This window comes from Lysinibacillus fusiformis (assembly GCF_002845985.1).
GTDB classification, from domain to species: Bacteria; Bacillota; Bacilli; order Bacillales_A; family Planococcaceae; genus Lysinibacillus; species Lysinibacillus fusiformis_D.
Genome location: NZ_PDFK01000001.1, coordinates 711,086 through 736,730, shown reverse-complemented (window position 1 = coordinate 736,730; position 25,645 = coordinate 711,086). Strand labels below are relative to the sequence as shown.

Annotated in this window: 26 protein-coding genes; 19 read left to right on the top strand and 7 right to left on the bottom strand. The window is 37.5% G+C overall.

Features of this window, described 5'->3' with window-relative positions; translation table 11 throughout:
• Positions 1-115: 115 nt before the first annotated feature.
• From CRI88_RS03750 to CRI88_RS03730, 5 genes are all read left to right on the top strand, one after another.
• A complete protein-coding gene (locus tag CRI88_RS03750; RefSeq protein WP_036125355.1) occupies positions 116-397 on the top strand; it encodes an Fpa/YlaN family protein in 282 nt (93 codons plus the stop codon).
• Between the two features lie 60 nt (positions 398-457).
• Complete coding sequence (locus CRI88_RS03745; RefSeq protein WP_101966399.1) at positions 458-1,639, top strand: FtsW/RodA/SpoVE family cell cycle protein; 1,182 nt, start codon at positions 458-460, stop codon at positions 1,637-1,639.
• Between the two features lie 12 nt (positions 1,640-1,651).
• Positions 1,652-5,086 (top strand): pyruvate carboxylase, encoded by a 3,435-nt coding sequence (gene pyc / locus CRI88_RS03740; protein WP_101966398.1) that lies wholly within the window; start codon positions 1,652-1,654, stop codon positions 5,084-5,086.
• 131 nt (positions 5,087-5,217) lie between these two features.
• Positions 5,218-5,838, top strand: a complete 621-nt coding sequence (locus tag CRI88_RS03735) for a TetR/AcrR family transcriptional regulator (RefSeq protein WP_101966397.1) — start codon at positions 5,218-5,220, stop codon at positions 5,836-5,838.
• Positions 5,831-6,019, top strand: coding sequence for a hypothetical protein (locus CRI88_RS03730; RefSeq protein ID WP_036125343.1), 189 nt, complete (start codon positions 5,831-5,833; stop codon positions 6,017-6,019). Before CRI88_RS03735 ends, CRI88_RS03730 begins: the two co-directional genes overlap by 8 nt.
• Positions 6,020-6,073: 54 nt before the next feature.
• Here the strand turns inward: CRI88_RS03730 and CRI88_RS03725 are convergent, their stop codons facing one another.
• Positions 6,074-6,997, bottom strand: coding sequence for a COX15/CtaA family protein (locus CRI88_RS03725; protein ID WP_036125337.1), 924 nt, complete (start codon positions 6,995-6,997; stop codon positions 6,074-6,076).
• 336 nt (positions 6,998-7,333) lie between these two features.
• On the opposite strand from CRI88_RS03725, the gene cyoE reads away from it, so the two are divergent.
• The 7 genes from cyoE (at position 7,334) to CRI88_RS03690 (ending at position 13,940) form a co-directional block, all read left to right on the top strand.
• On the top strand, positions 7,334-8,251 hold the full coding sequence (gene cyoE, locus CRI88_RS03720) for a heme o synthase (RefSeq protein WP_036125331.1): 918 nt from the start codon (positions 7,334-7,336) through the stop codon (positions 8,249-8,251).
• 99 nt (positions 8,252-8,350) lie between these two features.
• The gene (coxB, locus tag CRI88_RS03715; RefSeq protein ID WP_036125330.1) at positions 8,351-9,439 is read left to right on the top strand and encodes a cytochrome c oxidase subunit II; all 1,089 of its coding nucleotides are present in this window, start codon (positions 8,351-8,353) and stop codon (positions 9,437-9,439) included.
• Positions 9,440-9,479: 40 nt separating this feature from the next.
• Complete coding sequence (gene ctaD / locus CRI88_RS03710; protein ID WP_036125328.1) at positions 9,480-11,363, top strand: cytochrome c oxidase subunit I; 1,884 nt, start codon at positions 9,480-9,482, stop codon at positions 11,361-11,363.
• Positions 11,363-11,989: a cytochrome c oxidase subunit 3 gene (locus CRI88_RS03705; RefSeq protein ID WP_036125326.1), complete on the top strand. Its 627-nt coding sequence runs from the start codon at positions 11,363-11,365 to the stop codon at positions 11,987-11,989. The genes ctaD and CRI88_RS03705 overlap by 1 nt, the downstream gene beginning before the upstream one ends.
• A complete protein-coding gene (locus tag CRI88_RS03700) occupies positions 11,989-12,333 on the top strand; it encodes a cytochrome C oxidase subunit IV family protein (RefSeq protein ID WP_036125323.1) in 345 nt (114 codons plus the stop codon). Before CRI88_RS03705 ends, CRI88_RS03700 begins: the two co-directional genes overlap by 1 nt.
• 181 nt (positions 12,334-12,514) lie before the next feature.
• Positions 12,515-13,438: a cytochrome c oxidase assembly factor CtaG gene (gene ctaG / locus CRI88_RS03695; RefSeq protein ID WP_036125321.1), complete on the top strand. Its 924-nt coding sequence runs from the start codon at positions 12,515-12,517 to the stop codon at positions 13,436-13,438.
• Between the two features lie 40 nt (positions 13,439-13,478).
• Positions 13,479-13,940 carry a DUF420 domain-containing protein gene (locus CRI88_RS03690; protein WP_036125319.1) on the top strand — a complete coding sequence of 154 codons (462 nt, stop codon included), beginning with the start codon at positions 13,479-13,481 and terminating at the stop codon, positions 13,938-13,940.
• Between the two features lie 18 nt (positions 13,941-13,958).
• On the opposite strand, the gene ytvI is transcribed toward CRI88_RS03690, so the two are convergent.
• Both ytvI and CRI88_RS03680 read right to left on the bottom strand, forming a co-directional pair.
• Positions 13,959-15,017, bottom strand: coding sequence for a sporulation integral membrane protein YtvI (gene ytvI, locus CRI88_RS03685; RefSeq protein WP_089931923.1), 1,059 nt, complete (start codon positions 15,015-15,017; stop codon positions 13,959-13,961).
• A 147-nt stretch (positions 15,018-15,164) separates the two neighbouring features.
• Complete coding sequence (locus CRI88_RS03680; RefSeq protein WP_051891699.1) at positions 15,165-15,566, bottom strand: YugN family protein; 402 nt, start codon at positions 15,564-15,566, stop codon at positions 15,165-15,167.
• Between the two features lie 147 nt (positions 15,567-15,713).
• Here CRI88_RS03680 and CRI88_RS03675 point away from each other — a divergent pair, with 147 nt between their 5' ends.
• On the top strand, positions 15,714-16,901 hold the full coding sequence (locus CRI88_RS03675; RefSeq protein ID WP_036125317.1) for a CAP domain-containing protein: 1,188 nt from the start codon (positions 15,714-15,716) through the stop codon (positions 16,899-16,901).
• Between the two features lie 150 nt (positions 16,902-17,051).
• Entirely contained in the window at positions 17,052-18,524 is a 1,473-nt protein-coding gene (locus CRI88_RS03670) for a UDP-N-acetylmuramoyl-L-alanyl-D-glutamate--2,6-diaminopimelate ligase (RefSeq protein ID WP_036125315.1), read from the top strand.
• Here the strand turns inward: CRI88_RS03670 and CRI88_RS03665 are convergent.
• Complete coding sequence (locus CRI88_RS03665; RefSeq protein ID WP_089931925.1) at positions 18,505-19,002, bottom strand: PaaI family thioesterase; 498 nt, start codon at positions 19,000-19,002, stop codon at positions 18,505-18,507. The two genes, CRI88_RS03670 and CRI88_RS03665, sit on opposite strands and share 20 nt — an antisense overlap.
• 90 nt (positions 19,003-19,092) lie before the next feature.
• On the opposite strand from CRI88_RS03665, the gene CRI88_RS03660 reads away from it, so the two are divergent.
• Complete coding sequence (locus tag CRI88_RS03660; RefSeq protein ID WP_036125306.1) at positions 19,093-19,539, top strand: YlbF/YmcA family competence regulator; 447 nt, start codon at positions 19,093-19,095, stop codon at positions 19,537-19,539.
• A gap of 521 nt (positions 19,540-20,060) precedes the next feature.
• Here the strand turns inward: CRI88_RS03660 and CRI88_RS03655 are convergent.
• Positions 20,061-20,975: a glycerophosphodiester phosphodiesterase family protein gene (locus CRI88_RS03655; RefSeq protein ID WP_036125304.1), complete on the bottom strand. Its 915-nt coding sequence runs from the start codon at positions 20,973-20,975 to the stop codon at positions 20,061-20,063.
• 327 nt (positions 20,976-21,302) lie between these two features.
• Between CRI88_RS03655 and CRI88_RS03650 the strand changes: the two genes are divergently transcribed.
• Complete coding sequence (locus CRI88_RS03650) at positions 21,303-21,575, top strand: YlbG family protein (protein ID WP_036125303.1); 273 nt, start codon at positions 21,303-21,305, stop codon at positions 21,573-21,575.
• A gap of 2 nt (positions 21,576-21,577) precedes the next feature.
• On the opposite strand, the gene CRI88_RS03645 is transcribed toward CRI88_RS03650, so the two are convergent.
• Positions 21,578-21,967 (bottom strand): DUF7147 family protein, encoded by a 390-nt coding sequence (locus tag CRI88_RS03645; protein WP_036125301.1) that lies wholly within the window; start codon positions 21,965-21,967, stop codon positions 21,578-21,580.
• 56 nt (positions 21,968-22,023) lie between these two features.
• Here CRI88_RS03645 and CRI88_RS03640 point away from each other — a divergent pair, with 56 nt between their 5' ends.
• From CRI88_RS03640 to coaD, 3 genes are all read left to right on the top strand, one after another.
• Positions 22,024-23,445, top strand: a complete 1,422-nt coding sequence (locus CRI88_RS03640) for a hypothetical protein (protein WP_058843461.1) — start codon at positions 22,024-22,026, stop codon at positions 23,443-23,445.
• Between the two features lie 72 nt (positions 23,446-23,517).
• Entirely contained in the window at positions 23,518-24,084 is a 567-nt protein-coding gene (gene rsmD / locus CRI88_RS03635; protein ID WP_036125297.1) for a 16S rRNA (guanine(966)-N(2))-methyltransferase RsmD, read from the top strand.
• Position 24,085: 1 nt separating this feature from the next.
• Positions 24,086-24,577, top strand: a complete 492-nt coding sequence (gene coaD / locus CRI88_RS03630) for a pantetheine-phosphate adenylyltransferase (RefSeq protein ID WP_036125293.1) — start codon at positions 24,086-24,088, stop codon at positions 24,575-24,577.
• A 57-nt stretch (positions 24,578-24,634) separates the two neighbouring features.
• Here the strand turns inward: coaD and CRI88_RS03625 are convergent, their stop codons facing one another.
• Positions 24,635-25,534 (bottom strand): hypothetical protein, encoded by a 900-nt coding sequence (locus CRI88_RS03625; RefSeq protein WP_230593889.1) that lies wholly within the window; start codon positions 25,532-25,534, stop codon positions 24,635-24,637.
• Positions 25,535-25,645 lie beyond the last annotated feature (111 nt).

The following is a 25,645-nucleotide window of genomic DNA, read 5'->3' as shown; positions in this document are numbered from 1 at the left end:
AGAAATATAAACCGAATTCTCTATTTTCCAATGAAGACACTTGCATTTTTAACGACTAGAAGATAAACTTTATTAAGATAGAATCGAAGAAATATCAGATAATGGGGGCGTCCTCATGGATACGAAATCACAAACTTCTTTTCAAGAGAAGGCTTTGGAGCTATTAGTTGCTGATGCAGACAAGATTGCTCGCCTTATTCGAGTACAAATGGATCATTTAACAATGCCACAATGCCCTTTATATGAGGAAGTATTAGATACACAAATGTTCGGCCTATCACGTGAAATCGATTTTGCTGTGAAGCTTGGACTGATTGAACGTGATAAAGGCAAAGAAATTCTCGATTCACTCGAGAAGGAACTGTCTGTGTTGCACGACGCGTATACAGACAAATAAAAAGAAAAACTCAAACGCTTCTTTGCGCTTTGAGTTTTTTTACTAGAACGAGGTTTTCTAATGAGACAATATTTAAAAAGATATGCACAAAATTTTGATTACCCCTTATTTTTTACGGTCCTATTATTAAGTTTATTTGGGTTAATAATGATTTACAGTTCAAGTATGATGGTAGCGATTGCGCAAAAAGAGCAAGCACCTGATTTTTTTTATCAAAAACAAGTTACCAATTTATTGGTGGCATTTATTGGTTTTATAGTGGCAGCCTTTTTCCCCTACAAGCATTATGCGAATAAGAACATTATGTTATTACTAACGATCATACTAGCGGTGTTATTCACATGGTTAAAATTGTTTGGTCACGGGGCAGATCAAGTAGGCTCTCAGAGTTGGATTGCTATTCCAGGATTAGGGAATTTTCAACCTTCGGAATATGCGAAACTATTTATTATTTTATATTTTGCAGCTGCTTTTTATAGAAAAGCGCAAAAACATACGTTTGAAAAGCTACAACCAACTGAAATTTTTTATCCCATTTTCCTATGGATTTTAGTGGTTGCTGGGGTAGCTTTCGAAACAGACTTAGGAGCAGTTATTATTCTGTGTGGAATAGCTGTATCTGTAGTAGCTTCAAGTGGCATTCCCTTTAAAACATTTTGGAAGTTCTTTGGTGTATTAGTAGCCTTCGGTACAGCAATCCTTGGTATCCTTTTGCTATTCAAGGGGGAACTACTAACTGATAACCGTAAAGGACGGATTCTATCTTATTTAAATCCGTTTGAATATGAGAGTGGTAGTGGTCACCAAGTGGTGAATAGTTATTATGCCATAGGCGGAGGTGGCTTAGAAGGACGTGGTCTTGGTCAATCGATTCAAAAATTAGGGTACTTACCTGAACCACAAACAGATTTTATAATGGCGATTATAATGGAGGAATTGGGAATATGGGGAGTTTTAATTGTCTTAGGTGGTTTAGGATTTATTGTATATAAAGGTTTTTCCATTGCATTACGAACAAAAGATCCGTTGGCACGCATGATTGCAGCTGGTATTGCGAGTTGGATAGGCTGGCAATCGTTTATTAATCTTGGGGGGATAACCGGGTTAATCCCGTTAACCGGTGTAACGTTACCTTTTATAAGCTATGGCGGTACATCTATAATCATTCTATCTTTAGCGATGGGAATATTAATCAATGTTTCTATGTTTGAAAAGGTAGAGAGGAAAAAAACACAATCATAAAGGGGGATATCTATGGAATCAATCAACAAAATTCTCGTAGCTAATCGAGGAGAAATTGCAATTCGTATTTTCCGTGCCTGTACGGAGCTGAATATCCAAACCGTTGCCATCTATTCAAGGGAAGATAGTGGTGCCTTTCATCGCTTTAAAGCAGATGAAGCTTATTTAGTGGGAGCTGGCAAGAAACCAATTGATGCCTATTTAGATATTGAAGGTATTATTGCCATCGCAAAAGATGCAGATGTTGATGCGATTCATCCAGGGTATGGTTTTTTATCAGAAAACGTGGAATTTGCACGTCGCTGTGAAGAAGAGGGGATTGTCTTTATTGGACCAACTTCTCAGCATTTAGATATGTTTGGGGATAAGGTCAAAGCACGTTCGCAAGCTATTGCGGCTGAGATTCCTGTTATTCCTGGTACAGATGGTCCTGTAGCCGATCTAGCAGAGGTAGAGGCATTTGCTAACGATTATGGCTTTCCAGTTATGATTAAAGCGGCACTTGGCGGTGGTGGGCGTGGGATGCGTCTTGTGCATACACCAGAGGAGCTTGCTTCTTCTTATGAAAGGGCAAAATCAGAGGCAAAGGCTGCTTTTGGATCTGATGAGGTGTATGTTGAAAAGGCCATCATCAAACCAAAACATATTGAAGTACAAATTATTGGCGATCAGCAGGGCAATATTGTGCATTTATATGAACGTGATTGCTCGATTCAACGTCGTCATCAAAAAGTGGTTGAGATTGCGCCATCCCATTCGATTTCACAAGAGTTAAGAAATCGTATTTGTGATGCTGCGGTGAAATTAATGAAGAATGTCTCGTACATAAATGCAGGGACAGTGGAATTTTTAGTTGCAGGAGAAGATTTTTATTTCATCGAGGTGAACCCTCGCATTCAAGTAGAACATACGATTACAGAAATGATTACAGGTGTCGATATTGTCCATGCCCAAATTAAGGTGGCAGCAGGCTATGGTCTACACAGTGAAGAAATTCATATGCCGAAGCAAGAGGATATGCCAATGATTGGCTATGCTATTCAGGCTCGTGTGACAACGGAAGACCCTGCTAATGACTTTATGCCGGATACAGGAAAATTAATGGTTTACCGTTCAAGTGGCGGTTTCGGTGTGCGTTTAGATGCAGGGAATGGATTCCAAGGTGCTGTCGTTACACCATACTATGATTCTTTACTAGTGAAAATCTCAACATCAGGCATGAACTTTAAAGAAGCTGCTGCGAAAATGGATCGTAATTTAAAAGAATTCCGTATTCGTGGTGTTAAAACAAATATCCCGTTTTTAAATAATGTCGTCACACATGAAAAATTTTTATCAGGTGCTTTTGATACAAGCTTTATTGATACAACACCAGAGTTATTTGAATTCCCTGTTCGAAAGGACCGAGGAACTAAGCTGCTAAGCTATATTGGGAATGTTACATTAAACGGCTTCCCTGGAGTAGAAAAAAAATCTAAGCCCATTTTTGTGCGACCGAACATACCTAAAATCGATCCACTTATTGTGCCACCAGCAGGTACAAAGCAAATTTTAGACACACAAGGGGCAGATGGCTTAGTACAATGGATTTTAGCACAGGATGATGTACTGCTAACAGATACAACATTCCGTGATGCTCATCAATCCCTGCTCGCTACACGTGTTCGATCACAGGATATGTATCAAATTGCTGATGCAACAGCTCGTATGATGCATCAACTATTCTCGCTGGAAATGTGGGGTGGGGCAACATTTGATGTAGCCTATCGTTTCTTGAAAGAAGACCCGTGGGAGCGTTTAGCCAAACTACGTGAGCAAGTGCCAAATGTGTTATTCCAAATGTTATTGCGTGGAGCCAATGCTGTTGGTTATACGAACTATCCTGACAATTTAATCCGTGAATTTATCGCCGAATCGGCAGCATCAGGCATTGATGTCTTCCGCATTTTTGATAGCTTGAACTGGATTAAAGGCATGGAAGTAGCTATTGATGCAGCGCGTCAATCTGGAAAAATTGCGGAAGCGGCGGTTTGCTACACAGGAGATATTCTGGACGACAGTCGTGCCAAATATTCGGTGCAATATTATAAAGATATGGCGAAAGAGCTTGAAGCAGCAGGTGCCCATATTTTAGCGATTAAAGATATGGCGGGTCTATTGAAGCCAGAAGCAGCTTATCGTTTAATTTCCGAGTTAAAAGAGACGACAAGTCTGCCAATCCACTTGCATACACATGACACAAGTGGTAACGGGATTTATTTATATGCGAAAGCCATTGAAGCAGGAGTAGATATCATTGATACAGCTCTTGGCTCTATGGCTGGCTTAACATCTCAGCCAAGTGCAAATTCTTTGTACTATGCGATGAAGGGCGGTAAACGCGAGGTACGTGCGGATATAGATGCTTTAGAGAAATTATCGTACTACTGGGAAGATGTACGTAAATACTATAAAGATTTTGAAAGTGGTATGATCAGCCCACATTCTGAAATTTATGTGCATGAGATGCCTGGTGGACAATATAGTAACTTACAGCAGCAAGCAAAAGCAGTGGGTCTTGGCGATCGTTGGGAAGAAGTAAAACATATGTATTCCCGTGTAAATCTACTATTTGGTGATATTGTTAAAGTAACACCATCTTCCAAAGTGGTAGGCGACATGGCACTTTTCATGGTGCAAAATGATTTAGATGAAAACACAGTGCTAACTCGAGGGCAAACGATTGATTTCCCAGATTCTGTTATTGAATTCTTCCAAGGCTATCTTGGACAGCCACATGGCGGATTCCCAGAGGCACTACAGCAGGTTGTGCTCAAAGACCGCCAAGCAATTACAGTTCGTCCAGGAGAGTTATTAGAGCCTATTCAGTTTGAACAATTAGAGACTGTACTGGAGGATAAGTTAAATCGTCCTGTTACGAAAAAGGATGTATTAGCCTATGCACTCTATCCAAAAGTCTTTGAAGAGTATGCGAAAACGGAAGAATCCTTCGGCAATATTTCGGTTCTAGACACACCTACATTCCTATATGGCTTAAAGCTAGGGGAAATTATTGAAGTCGAAATCGAAAAAGGAAAAACGTTAATTATTAAACTTGTTTCCATTGGTGAACCTCAGCACAATGGGACGCGTGTTCTGTACTTCGAGTTAAACGGACAATCTCGTGAATTGGTTATTCAAGATATGACTGTAGAGGTAGATGGTAATCTAGCTTTAAAAGCAGATCCAAGCAATCCAAATCAAATTGGTGCTACAATGCCAGGTACTGTGTTAAAAGTCGTTGTTTCCAAAGGTAGTCCAGTTAAACGCGGTGACCACCTATTAATCACAGAAGCAATGAAAATGGAAACAACCGTTCAAGCACCGAAAGACGGCGTTGTGAAAGAGGTTTATGCAAGTGCAGGGGATGCCATTTCAACAGGGGATTTATTGATTGAAATTGAATAAATAATCATGAAAAAGGTTATGAGATGCTATTTGAGTATCTACATAACCTTTTTCATTGTATTTAGACATTAAATCCTTTAAAATTTGATTAAGTAATCAAAAAAATAATTAATCAATCAAAAGGAGGATCTATGGATAGCCATAAAAACACGTTTATTCAGGAAGCTAGAAAGCAACAAATTATTGCAGCAACTATAACGACGCTAGATGATATTGGTTATGTCAAGGCAAGTTTAGCACAAATTGCTAAACGGGCTACTATCAGTACAGCATTAATTTCATACCATTTTGCAGATCGTCAAGATTTGATTGACCAAAGCCTGCAAGCGTTACTTGAACAATCCGCAACATTTATTTTGACAAAAACATATGCTGCCGATGATCCAGCTACACAATTGGCAAATTTCATAGAGGCAAGTATTGCTTATCAAGCGACACATCCGAAGGAGAATGCGGCATTATTAGAAATTATATTCAATGCTCGTACAGCTGAGGATGTTCCTTATTATAAAATTTCGGATGATGGTGAAGATCCTTTATTGAAGGCTTTATGTAAAATATTAGAGGATGGTAAAGAACAGGGGACATTTACTGTTGACTCTGTCCAGGTGATGGCAAAAGTGATTCAAGGTGCTATTGGTGAATATATGCTAATAGGAGGACCGATTTCGGTTGAGGCAGAGGAATATAGTCAAGAAGTAATTAAGATTATGTGGACAGCAATGAAAGTAGAGGGACATAAAAATGCTTAAAGCACTATTTAATTGGATGTTTGTCATTGGTTTAATTCTATTAGGAGGTCGTCTTGTAACGGTTATTTGTCGATATTTCGATATTCCTTTTACAACATTTTTTAAAGACTATGCGCTAGTATCTATGATTATTTTAATTGTAGGAATTATAGGAACGGAGACCTTGAAGAAACAAAAATAAGAATCATAGAAAAAAGATTCGTCACATAATAGGTGGCGAATCTTTTTTGATAGCCTATTTCTTTTTTTCATTATAATTACTACGAGCAACTAACATGATCATGTAGCATAATAGACCGAATAAAAGGGAAATGAATAATGAATGCAGTAAAGCGACTGTTAAATTCAGTCTAGTGAGGACTACTAACATACCAGCAATCACTTGTAAAACTACTATAGTAAAGGCAATAACCCATCCATAGTAAATAACACGTTGATTTTTATATTCTTTCACAGCGTGCCAAGTTATGTATGCAATCCAAATGAAAATAATAAGAACAGCTAGTCGATGTCCCATTTGCACCCACTCGTACATGTTATTCGGTAGTGCGAAAGGTGTTTCATTATAGCAAAATGGCCAGTCAGGACAAATTAAGCTCGAATCTGTATGACGAACTAACGCCCCTGTATAAACAACTAAATAAGAATAAATTGTGACAGCAATTGTATGCCAACGTAACTTTTTACCAATAAATACGTTATCGGCATCAAATTTTCGATCGACCTCAAATACAATCATAGAAAGAAGAAGAACCGCAGCAAAGGAAATAAGAGAAATCCCAAAATGAAGTGCAAGGATGAAATCACCTTGTCCCCATAATACTTGAGCTGCTCCAATAAGAGCTTGCGCGATTAAGAAAAACATCGCTAAGAAACCTAATAGCTTTACTTCACGAATATGTCCGAGCTTACGCCATGTCCAAATGGTTAACACAAGAATTGAAATAGATACGACTCCAGTTACAAGACGATGTGAAAATTCAATCAGGACTTCTGGTGTAATCTCCTTTGGAATAAGAGATCCATTACAATCAGGCCAGTTTCGACCACAGCCTAAGCCACTATCTGTTTTGGTAACGAGAGCTCCACCTAGTAATATAAGGAGCATCCCTACTGTAGCGGCAACAGCAAACCACTTTAAATACCTGTTGTGTTGCATAAAATGAGTCACCTACTTTATCTATCAACATTACAAGAGCGTAATGTTTCTGCTACTAGATAATATCGAAAATACGTATAAAAAACAACTTGTAAAGAGAAGGGAGTAATAGATGTCGAATCCATTTCACAAATTGTTCATAATTTCGTGCTTTAACCTTCACAATTCATTTTAGAAAATGTTTTACTATAGATATGTTGTTTTTATTTATATTTCTAGACAAAACTAATTTTTACAACTTCATCTAAATTTCACTTAATGTCTAGAAATCAATCGCAAATTTCGCTATAGTTATTGTTAGCGGAATATGCTTACAAAAATGAAAGGAGAGGTATTATGTCAAACGGTCGTACACTGGCGGCTACTAGAAATACTGGCCCAGAAACAACATCTGTTGTAAAAGATTTCTTAGCACTAATAAAAATTGGCATCGTTAACTCGAATCTTGTCACAACGTTTACAGGGATGTGGCTGGCTTTTCAGTTTACTAGTAGACATTTCTTGCAAGAGCTTGATGTTATATTCTACACCATGCTGGGTGCGGCATTAATCATTGGTGGCTCAGGTGCAATGAATAACTTCATTGATCAGGATATTGATCCTATCATGAAAAGAACAAAAGCAAGACCGACAGTGACTGGCAGATTCAAGCCGAATTTTGTATTGACCATTGCCCTCTCATTTTTAATTGTAGGTGAAATTTTGTTATTTGCGGCATCGTTTGCAGCCGGCATGTGGGGACTAGCAGGAATATTTGCTTATGTCGTTCTGTATTCAATGTGGTCAAAGAGGAAGCATGTTAGTAACACGGTTGTAGGAAGTATTTCAGGGGCTATACCTCCAGTTATTGGATTTGCAGCGGTTGAACCTGCTTTAGGTCTAGGAGCACTTGCCTTATTTCTTATTATGTTTGCATGGCAGCCACCACATTTCTATGCGCTTGCTATGAAACGTACGGAGGAATATCGTGCAGCTAAAATACCAATGCTACCTGTAGTAAAGGGATTTAAACGTACAAAGTACTCAATGTTATTCTGGATTCTTTTATTATTACCGTTACCTTTCCTTTTACCAGAGCTTGGAATTGGCTTTTTAACTCTTGCCACTGCATTGAATTTGGGTTGGTTAATACTAGCTCTGAAAGGCTTTACAACAAAAGATGATATGAAGTGGGCAAATAAAATGTTTATTTATTCGTTGAATCATATGACCATACTATTTGTAGCCATCATAATATTTGCGCTGTTTAGCTAAAGTTAGGAATTCTTTCTTTTTTTTAAGAATTCATATAGACAGAACTAATGTCCTAGGAACACATGAAAATACAACAAAGAAAGAGGGGTTTAATTAAGCATGATGAAAGGGCTTAAAAAATGGCGTCTTTTTTCACTTCTAGCAGTGATGATGGTTTTCCTTTCAGGTTGTGGTGAAGATTATCTTTCTACACTAAAACCATCTGGAGAAGTAGGTAAACAACAATTAAATTTATTACTGTTAACTACTATAATTATGACGCTAGTAGTAGTAATCGTATCCGTTATTTATTTACTTGCATTCCTAAAATACCGTCGTTCACGCGTTGGTGAAAATGTTATCCCTAAGCAAGTAGAGGGTAGTCACACATTAGAAGTGATTTGGACAGTTATACCGATTATTTTATTATTAATTATCGCTGTACCAGTTGTTACAACTACTTATAAATTTGCAGATGTTGCTGCAATGGATGAGGTAGATGAAGAAGGGAATAAAACTGCCCTAACGATCAATGTAACAGCAAAATTATACTGGTGGGAATTCGAATACCCTAACCAAGGTATCGTAACGGCTCAAGAGCTAGTAGTACCAACAGGTGAAAAGGTTTACTTTAATTTAAAAGCTGCCGATGTTAAGCACTCATTCTGGATTCCTGCTGTAGGCGGTAAAATGGATACAAACGTAGAAAACTTAAACAAATTCTACTTAGTATTTGATAAAGAATCTAAAGATCTTAAAGATGGCGTATTTTATGGAAAATGTGCTGAATTATGTGGACCTTCACATGCATTAATGGACTTTAAAGTAAAAGCATTAAGCCCAGATGCATTTGACGCATGGGTTGATGCAATGAAAGCAACAGAAGGACAAATTGCTGACAAAGCTTCAACAGATCTTGGTGAAGCAACTTTTGCTAACAGCTGCTTAGGCTGTCACGCTATCTCAGGTTCAGGAGCAGGCGGTACACCAGGTCCAAACTTAACTACGTTTGGTGACCGTAACCGTGTTGCTGGTTTCTTAGAACACAATGAAGAAAACTTAAAAGCTTGGATTAAAAACCCAGAAGAATTTAAACCAGGTAACTTAATGATGAACGCTGAAGGCACTGCGCCTATTTACGGTGATTTATCTGATGAAGAAATTGAAGCTCTTGCAACTTATATCATGAGCTTATCAGTTGAAAAATAAATTTCGTTCTATGTAACAAATTTTGAGGGAGGTAAAAGTTGTGAGCTCATACACACAGAAAAAGGGCTTTGGAGCAACTGTCTGGGATTACATTACTACTGTTGACCATAAAAAGTTAGCAGTCATGTATTTATTAGCCGGCACATTGTTCTTCGCTATCGCTGGTTTTGAAGCGTTATTAATGCGTATTCAGTTAATGAAACCAAATAACGATTTCGTGTCAGCTGGTTTTTTCAATGAATTATTAACAATGCACGGAACAACAATGTTATTCCTAGCTGCTACTCCATTACTATTCGCATTTATGAACATGCTTGTACCATTACAAATTGGTGCGCGTGACGTTGCATTCCCGTTCCTTAACTCTTTAGGGTTCTGGTTATTCTTCCTAGGTGCTGTATTCCTTCACCTGTCATTCTTTATGGGTGGCGCTCCTGATGCGGGCTGGACTTCTTATGCATCATTATCTTTATATTCTCCAGGACATGGTATTGACTTCTATGTTCTTGGTTTACAAATTTCAGGGGCAGGTACATTAATTTCAGGTCTTAACTTCATCGTTACGATCATTACAATGCGTGCTCCTGGTATGACATTCATGCGTATGCCATTATTCACATGGACAGCTCTTGTATCAAGTGCATTAATTTTATTCGCATTCCCTCCATTAACAATTGGTTTATTAATGATGTTATTCGACCGTATGTTCGGTGGTAACTTCTTTGACCATACAATGGGTGGTAACACAGTAATTTGGGAGCACTTATTCTGGATCTTCGGACACCCAGAGGTTTATATCTTAGTATTACCGGCGTTCGGTTTATTCTCTGAGATTATTCCAGCGTTCTCTCGTAAACGTTTATTCGGATACTCTTCAATGGTATTCGCAACAATTTTAATTGGTTTCCTAGGGTTCATGGTTTGGGCTCACCATATGTTTACAGTTGGTCTTGGGCCAACAGCAAACGCAATCTTCGCTGTTGCAACAATGGCAATCGCGGTTCCAACAGGTATGAAAGTATTCAACTGGATCTTAACTATTTGGGGCGGATCTATTAAAGTTACAACACCAATGCTTTATGCACTTGGTTTCATCCCGTCATTCGTTGCGGGTGGTGTTACAGGGGTAATGCAAGCATCTGCACCTCTTGACTATCAATTACACGATTCTTACTTTATCGTTGCTCACTTCCACTACGTAATCGTTGGTGGTATCGTTACAGCATTATTTGGTTCAGCGCACTTCTACTGGCCAATTTTCTTCAACCGTATGTTAAACGAAACGCTTGGTAAAATTACTTTCTGGGTATTCTTTATTGGATTCCATTTAACGTTCTTCGTTCAACACTTCTTAGGTTTAATGGGTATGCCACGTCGTGTATTCACTTACATGGAAGGTCAAGGTTGGGATCAGTTCAACTATATCTCTACAATCGGTGCATTAATGATGGGTGTAGGGGTTATCTTAATGGTAATCAACTGCTTAATGTCTATTAAAGGCAAGCCAGCAGGTCGCGACCCATGGGGCGATGGACGTACTTTAGAATGGTCAATTCCACAACCAATTCCATTCTACAACTTCCGTCAAACGCCACTTGTACGTGGTTTAGATCCATGGTGGATTGAAAAACAAGAAGGTAATAAAGAAGTGACATTTGCTGAGCCAATCGGTGATATTCATATGCCAAATAACTCAGCGATTCCATTCGTTATTTCATTAGGTATGTTTATTGCAGCATTCGGTGCACTTTACAATCCAGATGCAGATAAACCATGGTCTATCTATGTATTAATCATTGGTTTAGCTATTACATTTGGGGCGATGATTGTTCGTTCAGTTAAAGACGATCATGGTTTCCACTTACACAAAGAAGAAATTCTTGAAATTGAAGAACATCTTTACGGCAAAGGAGGAAATAAATAATGGATTTCAATACTAAATTTACTCCTCATACTTGGCCAGATCATCCTGAACAAGCTACGATGGAAGGTAAAAATAAAGTCGTTGGTTTCTGGATTTTCCTTGCCTGTGAAGTTGTACTTTTCGCAAGTTTATTCGCTACTTATTTAGCGCTTAAGAACAAAGGGCCAGCTGGCATGGAGTTCACAACTCAAGGTTTATTTGAATTACCATTAGCATTTGCTATGACGATGTTATTATTAACATCATCACTAACTTCTGTTTATGCAATTTACCATATGCGTAACTTTAACTTTAAAGGGATGCAAACTTGGTTAGCCATTACTTTAGCTTTAGGTCTTGGATTCTTAGCACTTGAAATCTATGAATTCCAACACTATGTGCACCTTGGTTTTACATTTAACCAATCTGCATTCGCAACTGCGTTCTATTCTTTAGTTGGTACACACGGTTTCCACGTAACTTTAGGACTTGTATGGATTGCAACTTTAATGATCCGTAATGCGAAACGTGGTTTAAACTTGTACAATGCACCTAAATTTTTCGTAGCTGCTTTATATTGGCACTTTATTGACGTTGTTTGGGTATTTATCTTTACAGTAGTTTACTTGATGGGAGTGATCGGATAATGTCTTCACACGATACACCTATAGTTGCTAAGTCACAGGCACAGTATGAGTATGATCGTCATCATAATGCCGTTCATATGCGTAAACAAGTAATCAACTTTGCGATCATGATTTTCTTTACGTTTATCGCATTCGCAGTAGTTGCAGCTGATTTTTCTAAATACTTAATCATGCCATTCGTATTATTATTGGCTGGTGTTCAAGTTGTACTTCAGCTTTATTCTTTCATGCACTTAGAGGACAAAAAAACACACTTTGGTGGTGTTATTGGCTTCTTCATGTGGATGGGGATGTTAATCGCATTTACATTCTTCTTAGCATTTTTAACAATCATTTGGTGGTAATCACCAAAAGAGCACGTTCGTTAATTGTACGAACGTGCTTTTTCTTATGTTTTAAAGTTGTGAAGGTTTCAAAAAGAGACAAACACTGTTAAACTTAACATTTGTTCACCTTTCGTTCATTGCAGTATAGCTGTAAGCGTTTTATAATAGGAGTACTGAAGTTTAAAGGAGTGCGTTCTATATGCCACTTAGTATATTTGGTTTCCAAGCATTGTGGAGTCCCTATTTAATAGGAGTTCTTGTTTTTATAACGATTATCTATTTTTTAGTCACAGTAAAGTGGCGTAATGATTTTAAAGTAAGTGAACCTTTGAAAAAGGGAGAAGCCATTTATTTCGTGTTAGCCATGATTACTATTTATATCATTAAAGGTTCTCCAGTTGATTTAATGGCTCACATTATGTTTACCATGCATATGGTTCAAATGGCGATCTTATTATTGCTTGTTCCGATTTTCTTAATTAAAGGAATCCCTTGGTGGGTTTGGAAAGTTGCGATTGAAGCACCGGTTGTTAGAACGTTGTTTAAAGTACTGACATTACCAGTTGTTGCAGTCTTTGTGTTTATTGGTCTATTTTCCTTCTATCATTTGCCTTCAGTATTAGATTACATTAAATTAAATGAAACATTACATGGTACCTATACATTTGTATTATTTCTTTCAGCTATTTTTATGTACTGGCCTTTAATTCAAAATATGCCTAATAGTGCTAAAATGAAGCCTTTGCATAAATTAGCCTATATTATTGCAAATGCTGTGTTAATTACACCTGCTTGTGGATTAATCATTTTTGCTCCTAATGCAATGTATGAGACATATACAAATGGTGATGCATGGTTAAAAGCAATGGAGCTGTGTGTACCAGCCTCTACATTATCAGGCTTATCATTATCAGGACCAGAGCTGTTTACAGACATGAAACCTGTTGCAGACCAGCAATTAGGTGGCGTATTAATGAAAATCTTACAAGAGCTTATTTTTGGTGTATTAATTGGGACAATCTTTACGAGATGGTATCGTTCTGAACAAAAAGATCCAGATAAAATTACGGCTGATGCATTAGCTGCACACCAAAAAAAATGGGAAAGTCAACAGCAACATTAATTGTAATATAGAAATTTACTTTGTATAAGGGGTTTTGACAATGGAATTGCAAATTTTGCCTACTATTAGTACATCGTTTATCGTCATTAGTGCTGTACTAGTAGCGATAGGATGGGGCTTAATTATAAAAAGAAATGTAGAGGGGCATAAGAAAGTAATGCTTGCTGCAGGTGTTGCGGCACTTATATTCTTTATTATCTATGCATCCCGTACAATCTTTATTGGAAATACGGCTTTTGGCGGTGGAGAACATTTAAAACCATATTATACGTTCTTTTTGATTTTCCATATTATTTTGGCGACATCTGGAGCCGTTTTTGGTATCGTTAGTATTATTTCGGGTTTGAAAACAAATATTAAGTTACACAGACGTATTGGACCAATCACAAGTATTATTTGGTTCTTTGTTGCCATCACTGGTGTACTTGTTTATTTATTGCTATATATTTTATTTGAACCAGGTGAAACAACATCCGTTATTAAAGCCATTTTAGGGTTTTAAAAAAAATCTCCCTCTTTATTATTGTAAAGGTGGGAGATTTTTTGTAGTTGGTTGAAATATAGAAAGTATCACTACAACAAGTAAAGGGCCTATTAATATCCCAAGAAAACCAAATATTTTAAAGCCGATAAACATGGCAATGAAGGTATTTAAGGAGGAAAGGCCAATTTTATCACCAATAATTTTTGGTTCAATCATTCTGCGGACTAGAAATTGCCCCACATTTAGTAACGTTAGAACGACAGCATATATATAGTCGCCTACAAATACTTGATAAATGGCCCATGGGACTAAAAGGATAAATGAATCGAGAAAAGGGATAAAATCTAATACAACGAGTGATAAAGCTAACAGTATGGGAAATGGCGTTTTTAAATAATAAAATGCTGCGAAGGATATCGCAAAGATACTAGCACCAACAAGCAATTGTGCTTTTAAAAAGCCGAATAAGGCTAGTTTAACGCGCTGCCCAATAAAAATGATTTTTTGATGATAGTGAAAAGGAAAGGGCATTAATAATTTACGATTAATGGCTGGCAAATCTAAGAGCAACATATACAAGACAATCCAATAAACAAAAACATCAAATAAAAGGGAGGGGATATATGTTAGTAAAGTAGACAATACATTCACATTTGTTAAGGATATGGCGAATTTTTCTATAGAGGCTAAAGCATTTTCAATCATGAATTGAATTTGTAAAACGAGTTCTACAGGTAAATGATAGGTGTAGTTACTGAGCTTGGATTGCATTTGAATCCATAAGGCTGATAGTTGATTAAGGTACTCAGGAATATCGATGATAAAAGAAGAAAATTGTTTCCAGCTTATATAGAGTATAAGTGTACATAATAATAAAGAGATACTGAGAAAAAATAAAAAAAAGATGAAAACAACTATTTTACGTTTTTTTCGAAACCGTTTGCACATTCGAACAATAATCGGTTCTAAAAGTAACGCGGTTAAGTAGGCAAGGAGGATTGGTAACGATATAGAAATGAACCAGAGAAGCAGAAGCCCAATCGCTATGACGATTATGGGATGCCGAAAAAAAGGACGATTAAAAAAAGATAACATTTTTCTCACCTACATCCATGTAATAGATATAGGTAGTATGAGGAGAAAAAAATTTTTTACTCAAAATAAAAAAAGACTGGACCACCAGTCTTTTCATAAAATGAAGCTACTTACGCTATACTTGCTGTCACTTTAGTTTAATAAAGATTAGCGTGCGTTAACAGGTTCGAAGTTATTTTTATTTGTTGGCTCAATTGAGAATTGATCTAATTCTAATTTAACCTTTTTTAAGATTTCTTCACATTTTGTTACAAGATGTGCTGGGTAAACTTCATCATCCCCATATTCAACACCATGTGGGTAATAGTATTTACCTAGGGCTGGTTTCATTAACGTAAGGATGGCATCGTGTGCACCTACATCACCAGAAATGGCATATGCGAATACGCGTAGGTAATAGCGACCTTCACGAGTATCGAAACGTTTATCGAATGTCATACGTTCGTAATCCCAACCGCCATCACATTCTAAACCATGCTTTTTCATAATGCTGACAATTAGCTCTTGATCAGCTGTTAAATTTTCAAGGTTAGTATTTTCAAAATACATGTATAGTCCTCCTTTAGGTTCTCGTACAAAGTATACGCTCATTTTTATAATAGAGCATATTCGACATTGTTGCAATGACAACATTGTGTCAACCCAATTACAATTGATATAATAACTTACAATAATGGTGATGAAAAGGAGTCCTGTATGAAAGCTTTATTCCGCATTTTAATGGTTTGTGGCGCAATTGCATTAATTGGCTTTATGTTTTTCAATACCCCGCAGGAAAATGAGCCGTTAGAAGGACCAAATACCAATTCTAATATAATACCTCAAACACAACTAAAGCAACAGTCTGCTGTAGGAGCAATGACACGTCCTCAAACAGGCATATCAACTTTGGTAGGAAAAGGCATTCAAACCGTTTTAGAGCAATATGGGGAACCAACGAGAAAAGAACCGTCTTCATTTGGCTATCAATGGTGGGTCTACAATAAAGATGTTGCTACGTTTTTTATGATTGGTGTTGAAAATAATATTGTAACGCAAGTTTACATAGCTGGACAAGAAATCGATGCATTTCCTTTTAAAGTTGGACAAAAACGCGATGAAATATACCGTATGACGATTATTGATTATGAGGTAGCGGCCACTGTGGGAGAAAATATTTTCATTTTCTCGATGAGTGAAGAAGATATGCAAACAAGGTTGCTTGTCAAATTTGATGGCCTTTATGCACAGCTTTATATAGATAGGGAGACAAGTGAGCTACAGGGAATACGTTATACAGACAGTGAAACACTTGTCCTTCATCAACCATATGAAATGAGTTATCAAGGTGAACTAGTGAGACGTACGCCACCGTCTTCATTTTTGCAGCAAGAAATCGATGTAGCTAGCGCCAAACAGCTTGATGATCTCTTAAATGTTACGAGGGTACATCATGAATTACCACCTTTAGCAATGGATGAATCATTAGAAGAAGCTGCAAAAATGCATAGTGAAGATATGAAGGTGCAAAATTTCTTATCACATGAGTCTCCAACTAATGGAGATTTAAAAAAGAGATTACAGGCACATGACATCGACTATAGTGCAGCGAATGAAAATCTTGCCACTGCTTATTTTGATGCGATAGAAGCTATGCATGGTTGGACAAATTCGCCTGAACATAGGAAGGTGTTATTGGATGATCGATATACACGCGTTGGTTCCGGTGCTTTCGTAGATTATTATACACAAATCTATATAGAGCCTACTGCACAGACGATGGATAGTGAAGAGCAAGATAGAAAAAAACAAGATATTGAAGAACAGGATAACGAAGAACAGAGAAATAAAGAACCAGATAGTGAGGACCCTGTAGAGAATACAGAGCAATCCTCCTCATCCTAACAACAGAATATCAGTTTGAAGACAAGCTCGAATAGCCGAGCTTGTCTTTATTTTTTTATAAGGTAGTACTTTCACTGTAGGCTTCTACATTTTTCGTCACACCGTTACAAACGCCGTCATATGATAGAGAACGGAAAGGGGGAATGAGGCTTGCAACTAGCTGAGCTATTAAAGGATTGGCCATGTAGTGTGACAGGAGGATCCATTCGAACAGAAATTACAGGCGTAGAAGATTATGCACAGGCCGTACAACCCGGTGACATTTTTATTGTACGAAAGGGCAAAAAAACATCAGGAAGTCGTTTTGTTAAAGAAGCGTTGGCACGGGGGGCTGCTGCCATTGTTTCGGAAGAAAGTATTTCTTTGCCGATTATGGATAAAGAAATTCCTTTTGTGTGGGTTCCGAATACAGCATTATTTTTATCGTATGCGAGTGCGAAGCTCGCTGCTTTTCCAGCAGAGGCTTTAACGGTTATTGCCATTACCGGCACAAATGGAAAGACCACGGTGAGCCATTTTGTTAGTCAGCTTCTAAATGCCTTACATAAAAAAGCAGCAGTTATTGGAACGGTTGGCTTTTTCATCAATGGCGAGAAACAACAAACGGCTTACGAGCAATTAACAACATTGCAGGCCAAAGAATTGCATCCGATATTAAAGCAATGTGTACGAAAAGGGGTTACACATGTTGTGCTAGAAGCCTCTTCAATGGGCTTACAGCAGCATAGACTCGACCATTGCGATATTGACTGTGGTGTATTTTTAAATCTATCAGAGGACCATTTAGAAGATCATGGTGGTTTAGAAGCATATAAACGTGCAAAAAAAAGATTAGCCGATTTATCCAAAAAGTTAGTATTAAATGGAGATGATAACTTTTGTCGTTCTGTAGGGATTTATGATAAGAAAAAATCCTGTTCATTTGGCTTTGATAATCACAATGATCTACATATTCAAATTGTCAGTGAAACAGTTGGAAAAACCGTACTTTGCTTACAAACAACAGCGAGTGAGCATATTGTGGAAATCCCTTTTGTCGGAAAATATCATGTACAAAATACTATTGCTGCCTTAATGGCTATATGGCGCCTAGGTGTCCCGATGGAAGATCTAGTTGGTCATATGTGGTCCTTAAAACTACCAGAAGGACGACTTGAGAAGATTGATAATCCTTTGGGTATAGAGGTTTATGTAGATTATGCGCATACAGCAGAAGCCTTACAAGCCGTTTTACAAACCTTTAATCGTTCCAAAACAATTTACCTTGTTTTTAGTTGTGGTGGAAATCGTGATAAGGCGAAGCGCTTCGCCATGGGAGCGGTAGCAAGTAAATACGCGGACGTTATTTATTTAACAACAGATAATCCACGAGATGAAGATCCAATCGTGATAAATGAAAGCATTATTGCAGGCTTTACAGAGCAACAATATTATGAAATTTACTTAGATCGGAAGCTTGCTATCCATCAAGCGTTAGCAAAGGCGAAAAAGGGCGATATTGTCCTTGTGGCCGGAAAAGGGCATGAACAAACACAGCAAATTAAAAATCAAAAATTGCCTTTTTCCGATCAACAATGCATCAAAGATTATTTTGCCAGTCTCATTACAGACGACGCTGAATAATAAAGAAAGATCCTGTAGCAATAGCCAGCTTGCGACCTGTCTCATCTTCGATATCACATGCCATGACGAGTGTTTGACGTCCTTTATGAACAAAACGACCGCGCGCAATCAATTCTTTATTCGTTGTTGTGGCAATATACGATAGATTCATATTCGTTGTAACCACATTATATCCCTCTGGTACAGAGCGTGAAGCAAGTCCGCCCATAGCTGCATCGGCAATTGTTGCAATAATGCCACCATGAGGCACCTTAATTGTATTATGAATAACTGGTGTAATAGGGATACGAACCTCACTAATTTCAGGCTCAAACTTACCTACCATATGTAGGGCAGCATTAAGATAACGACGGTGAATGCCTTGCTGCTTCTCTCTTAGCCCATTTAAAAGATGTAATAAAACTTCTTCATCTTCCTCAGTACTTTCTTGTAAAATTTCAGCTAGTAATTGTTCTATCTGTCCTTTAGATGTTGTCATTAATTGGAAAACCTCTTTCATTAAAAGTATCAATAATGTAAAATTACCATAAAATCTGTTATGATGGGAAAGAGATTGGGGGAATTAAAAATGATGATGACCTCTGACTGGGTACTCATTTTGGATGAGACCGAAGCGCTTTGTGAGATGATTCTTTCCTCAGAACCTGCGATTGCGCTACAGCAAGCGTATGATGCAGTCTATAGTGATGCACAAATTGTAGAAGCTATTTACGCATTTAATCGCATGAAAGAGCAGTACGAAGATGTACAACGTTTCGGAAAATATCATCCAGACTACCATACAATCATGAAGTCAATTCGCCAACAGAAAAGGGCACTTGACTTGAATGAAAAAGTTTCAGCTTTAAAAATTGCTGAAAACGATTTTCAGGATTTACTCGATGAGATTAGCCTATTAATAGGTAAAACAGTCTCTGAAGCTGTAAAAGTTCCTGTTAGTAACCCATTCTTTGCATCTGGTTCATCTTGCGGAGGAGGATGTGGCTCGGGCGGCTCATGCTCTTGCTCAGCATAAAATACGATGTGTATGTTACACATCTCTTCTAGACTGTAGACAACTCCAAGTATTCACAGGAGGTTGTTTACAGTCTTTTTTCAATTGATAGGAGGAAACATACTTGAATGGCTGTCATCCCTGGTGACAGGATAGGAAAAAAGTTGTTTAGGCTGCTAAAAAGGTTCTAAATCAAGTAACTTTATTGGATGGCCTTACAAATATCCTTTTATATTATAGTCTAGTTGGATCCGTGGTATGCAAGGTCAAAAGGATTGGATACTCGATTTGAGGATTATTAAGATTTAGAGGCTTTCCTCAGATTTAAGACAGGGAGTTGGCCCATTTTTAAGGAGCTATCGAGGGAACCATGACGAGTTAGTAACGGTTTCTGGGGAAGAAAACGAATACAGTAATTCTTCAATATATTATTGCTCATGAAATCCATCAGATTAGACAAGCCCATATCTGCTCATTATATAGGTAGAACATTCAAATGAAGGGAAGGCACGTAACTAGTGTCCTTCCCCTTTATGTTCGTATCATGATAACGACTCTTGTTCCTGTAATAATTCAGCAGCTATATCAGGGCGATCTGTAATGATCCCCTTGGCGCCATTATGGATTAATTTTTTCATCGTGTCGATATCATTGATTGTCCAATAGTGGACAGGTATGTTGAGATGATTCAAAAATTGAATAAATTTAGGTGAATCTAATGCGATAACGCCTGATTTAGGTGGGATTTGGAAAACATCAACTTTCGGATGATATAAGTGCCCAAATTGACTTGAGAAGGAGGCAAATGCTTTTCTCACATCTGATTCACCGGCACCAAGTGCTACTTGATTTTGGGCATATAAATTAAAACGATCGATTTGCTCACCATAGAAGCTTGTCACAACGACACGCTGTTCAGCGCCTAGCTCTTCGATTAAGCGCCAAAGTTTAGAAGGCATCAAACTTCCCTCATAAGTATCTGGAGCATCTTTAATATCAATATTGATGAGCATATTTGGATAAGTTTCAAGTAGCTCTCGTAATGTCACTACATTAATTTTTTCCTCTCGATATGGAAAAGCGCCATCCAAATCTTCAAATTGATAGCCGTGATTTAAGGCATTGATTTCTGCTAAGGTCATATCGGCAATGAGACCATAGCCATCCGTTGTACGATCAACTGTATCATCATGGAAAACAATGATTTCCTCGTCTTTTGTTAAACGGATATCAATTTCAAAGCCATCGACTCCTAACTGTGCTGCTTTTTCAAATGCGATCATTGTATGCTCAGGTGCTAAAAGAGCCCCGCCACGATGCGCCAGAATGATGGGGCGATCAAATTGCAATGCTTGTTTGCCTTCACGTTGCTGTGGTTTAGAAATAGCTTTACTACCTGCCCAAGCCGCTGCACTTGCCGCAGCAATAGCAAGGGCAATTTTTGTTTTCTTACCCATATTCGTCCTCCTTAACAATTATCTTCATATAAAAAGTAATGGTGAATTCATTGTCAGTATTGATAATTAAAGTACCTACTAAAACTAATAGCTAGTAGAAGTGAATGATGCTTTTTTCATGCTGATATATGCAAAAGCAAAAAAATACGGAGCTATTACGCGGAGGCGTAAATGTTCCATGAAAACAACTAATTCATATCTCTACGATGTTTCTCGCAGTATGCTTTTCCATTATAACGGAAAATTGAGCTTTCTGTCAGCTAAACTCTGTTGCTATCATTTTCCGGTCTATGGTATTCTTTTATGTAAGAAATGAGGGAATCCAATATGAACGAACGACAAGGGCTAATCGTTTACGTCCATCAATTAAAACATGCTAAATCTCTTCGGAAATATGGTCATGTTCTTTATATTTCAAGAAGGCAAAAATACGTAGTGCTTTACTGTAATCGTGAGGACATTGATATGATGACAACAAAACTACAACGCCTTCCATTTGTGAAAGACGTTGTGGAGTCTTATCGTCCATTTGTGAAAACTGAATATGAAAATGCAAAACCAGATAAAGCAAAGGAATATGACTACAAAGTAGGTCTATAATCTTACGTCAATGCAGGTATATAGTTATTTAGTCTTAATATACCGATTAAGTATTGATAAAATAGTTTTGATTCCGAAAATATAGATGAGTGCTTTATTTCTACAACAACTGCTTTCCGATCGAGTTGTTCTATTTGTGCTTCAAACATTTTTTGTCGCATTGTAGGTTGTTCTTCATTATATGGGATGCCTTCTCGGCAAATATAGATAGGCATGAACTTACTTTCACCAACTGGTTTGAGAGCTACAGCTAATGAGATCACCTTTTTATCTTCTTTTGTAGATGTTAGTATAAAGGCTTGATGAAAGCGTTCCTGATTTGTTTTGATAATTTCGAGTAACTCGTAAACATCACCATAGCCTTCTCCTAATTCTATAAATTGTTGTGGCATAATAATTGCACATCCTTTCCAATACTCATAGTATCATGCTGCGGGAGGTCAAGCACATGAAATTTGCATTAAGCTTTTTTTCTATTTTAGCACTAATTATTACAGGAACGATATTTTTCCAGTATCATGCTTATTCATCTGATTTAGAAACAGGCATAGGGGATTTTCATTACTCTCAAGAAATAGAGATTGTCTATCGTGAAAATAGCTTAGATATTCGCCAGCATTTTAAAAATTTACCAAATCAAAAGGTGAAAATTAAATGGCCAGAAAAAGCGACAAATCCTAGTTGTTTTATCGAGAGCGAAAATAGCTGTGATCGTTTATCAGATGAGGTCTCTTATTTTGCCAAAGGGGAAACGAAATCACAATCTGTGTCATACATAATTCCAATTGAGGGCGGCTTAAAAAATAAGATGCTCCTTCAAAATGTTTTTGCTACACTAATAAATGGTGAAGCATCGTATTCAATTGTTCATATTTCTACAGATAGTAAAGTGAATGGACAGTGGATTACAGGTTTACCTTTAGTAGGGCAACAACAACTGTCTCTTGTGAATTACACAATGTTTAAAGGAAACGGTACCGTTCAAGATCTTTATTGGCAAGCAGGTAAACTTAAAGTACAAGAGCAAACACCGATTTTATCTATCTATGCACAGCAGTCAATTCCTAATGATTTCCTAAAATCATTAGAAAGCTTGCAGTTTTTGAATGATGAGCATATTGCTATTATTCAAGAAAAAAGTCCGGTAACAGCTCATGATGAAAGATTGTTATTTTTACCAACACTTACTGCACAAGCCGTTGAGCAGGAAGTGATTTTATCACAAATCAAATCACAATTTAAATTTGTAGATTCTCCAGAATGGTTGCCTGAAGTTGTGGCATCCTATTTAGTAAACGATTCAATTGGTGGAGACAAAACAAAGAAAATGGTTAAGACATTAAATGACTATATGACAGATAGTCAACAGCAAGCTTGGCAGGAAAAGCTGAAAAACCTTGGGGAAGAACCGCTTTCGCCTGATACATTGGACAAGTATTTATCACAAGCGTTAGATGCGAAAACATCTTATTTTACATTAAACGCAGCTCAGAAAGATGGAACATATCCGCTCTTATTTGAGGATGCTCGTGATGTGTATGTGGATGATGTATTAAAAGAAGACGTTCATGCTATTCTATATGAGGGTCAAGTGTTGTATACGGCAGATACGTTATTGCCTTATCTTGGCTATTCGGCTGAGGAAGGGAAGAATGGCTATTACGTAAATAGCGAGCATCGCACATTCCGATTCCCGAAAGAGCCTGGTTTCTATGTATTTAATCAGCGGAGATATGCAACAATTTCAGAGCCAATTATTAAAATTGCTGATCATTATTATGTGGAAGAAGCTTGGTTGCAACGTTTATTCCTAGTTGAACTACAAAAGAAGGACGAGCGAATTCAAGTATTAACACAAGAACAACAATAACTTTTGCAGCGGAGGGTCATCCTTTCGCTGCAAAAATACTTTATATGGATGAAAGTACGGTGATATGCTGTTATGAGAGTTGTAGCAGGAGAGCGCAAAGGAATGCCGCTAAAAGCAATAGCTGGAAATACGACAAGACCTACAACGGACAAAGTGAAGGAATCGATTTTTAATATTATAGGTCCGTTTTTTGATGGAGGAATCGCGCTTGACCTGTTTGCAGGAAGCGGTGGCTTGGGCATTGAATCACTAAGTCGTGGGGCAAAGCAAGCAATCTTTATTGAAAAAGATGCAAAAGCATTCCAAGTGCTACAAGAAAATATAAAAAAATGTCGTTATGAAGAAGATACAGAGCTTTTTCGTATTGATGCAAAGCGTGCTGTGAAAGCGCTGTTAAAACGTGATCTTACGTTTAAATATGTCTTTTTAGATCCACCTTACCATCAACAGGAATACTATGATTTAGTTCAGATTCTTGTGGACAATGATAAAGTTCAACGAGATGGTATTATATTATGTGAACATGCGAAAGAGGTACAATTGCCTCGAAATTTTGGTGAATTTGTGTTAACAAGACAAGAATCATATGGCGGAACAATTATTTCTGTTTATCGCTGTACAGAGGAAGAGGGAGAATAAGTTGTCTGAGAAAATTGCTGTAGTTCCAGGAAGTTTTGACCCTGTCACATTCGGCCATCTTGATATTATCAAACGTGCGGCAGATGTGTTTGACATCGTATATGTAGCAGTATTAAACAATTCAGCAAAGAATCCGTTGTTTTCTGTAGAGGAACGCATGGCCTTAATGGCTGAAGTAACAAAAGCATTACCGAATGTCCGTATAGAAAGCTCTTCAGGTCTTTTAATAGACTATGCTAAAGAAAAAAAGGCGAAGGCCATTGTACGTGGCTTACGAGCTGTTTCAGACTTTGAATATGAAATGCAAATTACCTCTATGAACCGTTTTCTAGATGAAACAATTGAAACATTTTTCATTATGACGAAAAACCAATATTCATTCCTAAGTTCCAGTATAGTAAAAGAGGTTGCGAAATACGGTAGCGATGTTAGTGAGCTAGTTCCTACTTGTGTCGTAAAGGCTTTACAAGATAAATATGATTTTGCGCAATAATTATGCAGAGGATGTCAAAGCAAAGTGACATCCTCTTTTTGGTACATAGAGCGATCATTATTTCAGAAAAAATAGAGCATAAATAGTCGGAACAATGATTATGCTAAGGAGGCGGAATTTGATATAGGGTCTGACAGAAAGTTTTGCTGATTTTGCGATAACGAAGATTTGTAAGTGAATACTAATACTTTGCATCGTTAATAAAATGACAACTAGTAAGGTGATATGTGGAAGATCTGGGAAGGCTGTAACGGTCATTTTAAGACCATTCGTCACCTCAAGAATAGCTGCAAGAGAAAGTTCAATCGTATAGGGAAGTTTAGGGATTAGTTGATCTAGCCCCTGTTGGACAATGGTCTGAATGGTTGTGAAAAAGATGATGGTTGTACCAACTAACAGAATTGTTGGAGCTGTTTCTTTAATACTTTCTGAAAATGGTGCACTATACAGTGGTGTGTTGTGTACGGAAATAGTGGGTGGGTCAGTTTTGCGAAATAAGTAGTAGCCAATTACTAAGCAACAAATATTAAACGTATGTAGTAAACATAAAAACAACCATCCAAACGTATTACTGTGTAGTAAATCAAGACTTACAAAACCTAAAACGAACAGTGGACTTGGTGCATGACAAACAGCTAGTAGAAAATTTGCCTCTTTGGGGTGTAATTGACCACTATTTTTTAAATAAACAATGGTTGTTGCCCCTGTTGGATAGCCTCCAAGTGCGCTAATAATGTAGGCTTGTACGTATAATGAGGCCCTTTTCGTTTTAGTACGCATAGGGGCAGTTAAACGCAGAAGCCATTGTGTTAATACTAGATACGGCAATAAATACGGAAAAAGTGCTTCCATGAAAAGGTTAACGCCTAAATCAGTACCACTATGAGCGGTTTGTGGGAATAACAAGAGTAAGAGAATTAGAATTACGCAGAGCACTATTTGAATTGTAGCAAACATGTTATCAACTCGTTTCAACTTTTTGTCATTCACATAGGCAAATGCTAAAATCAATATATGTGAGAAAGGCAAAAACATGAACGTATGGTTTTGCAAGCGTCCTAGGAGGTG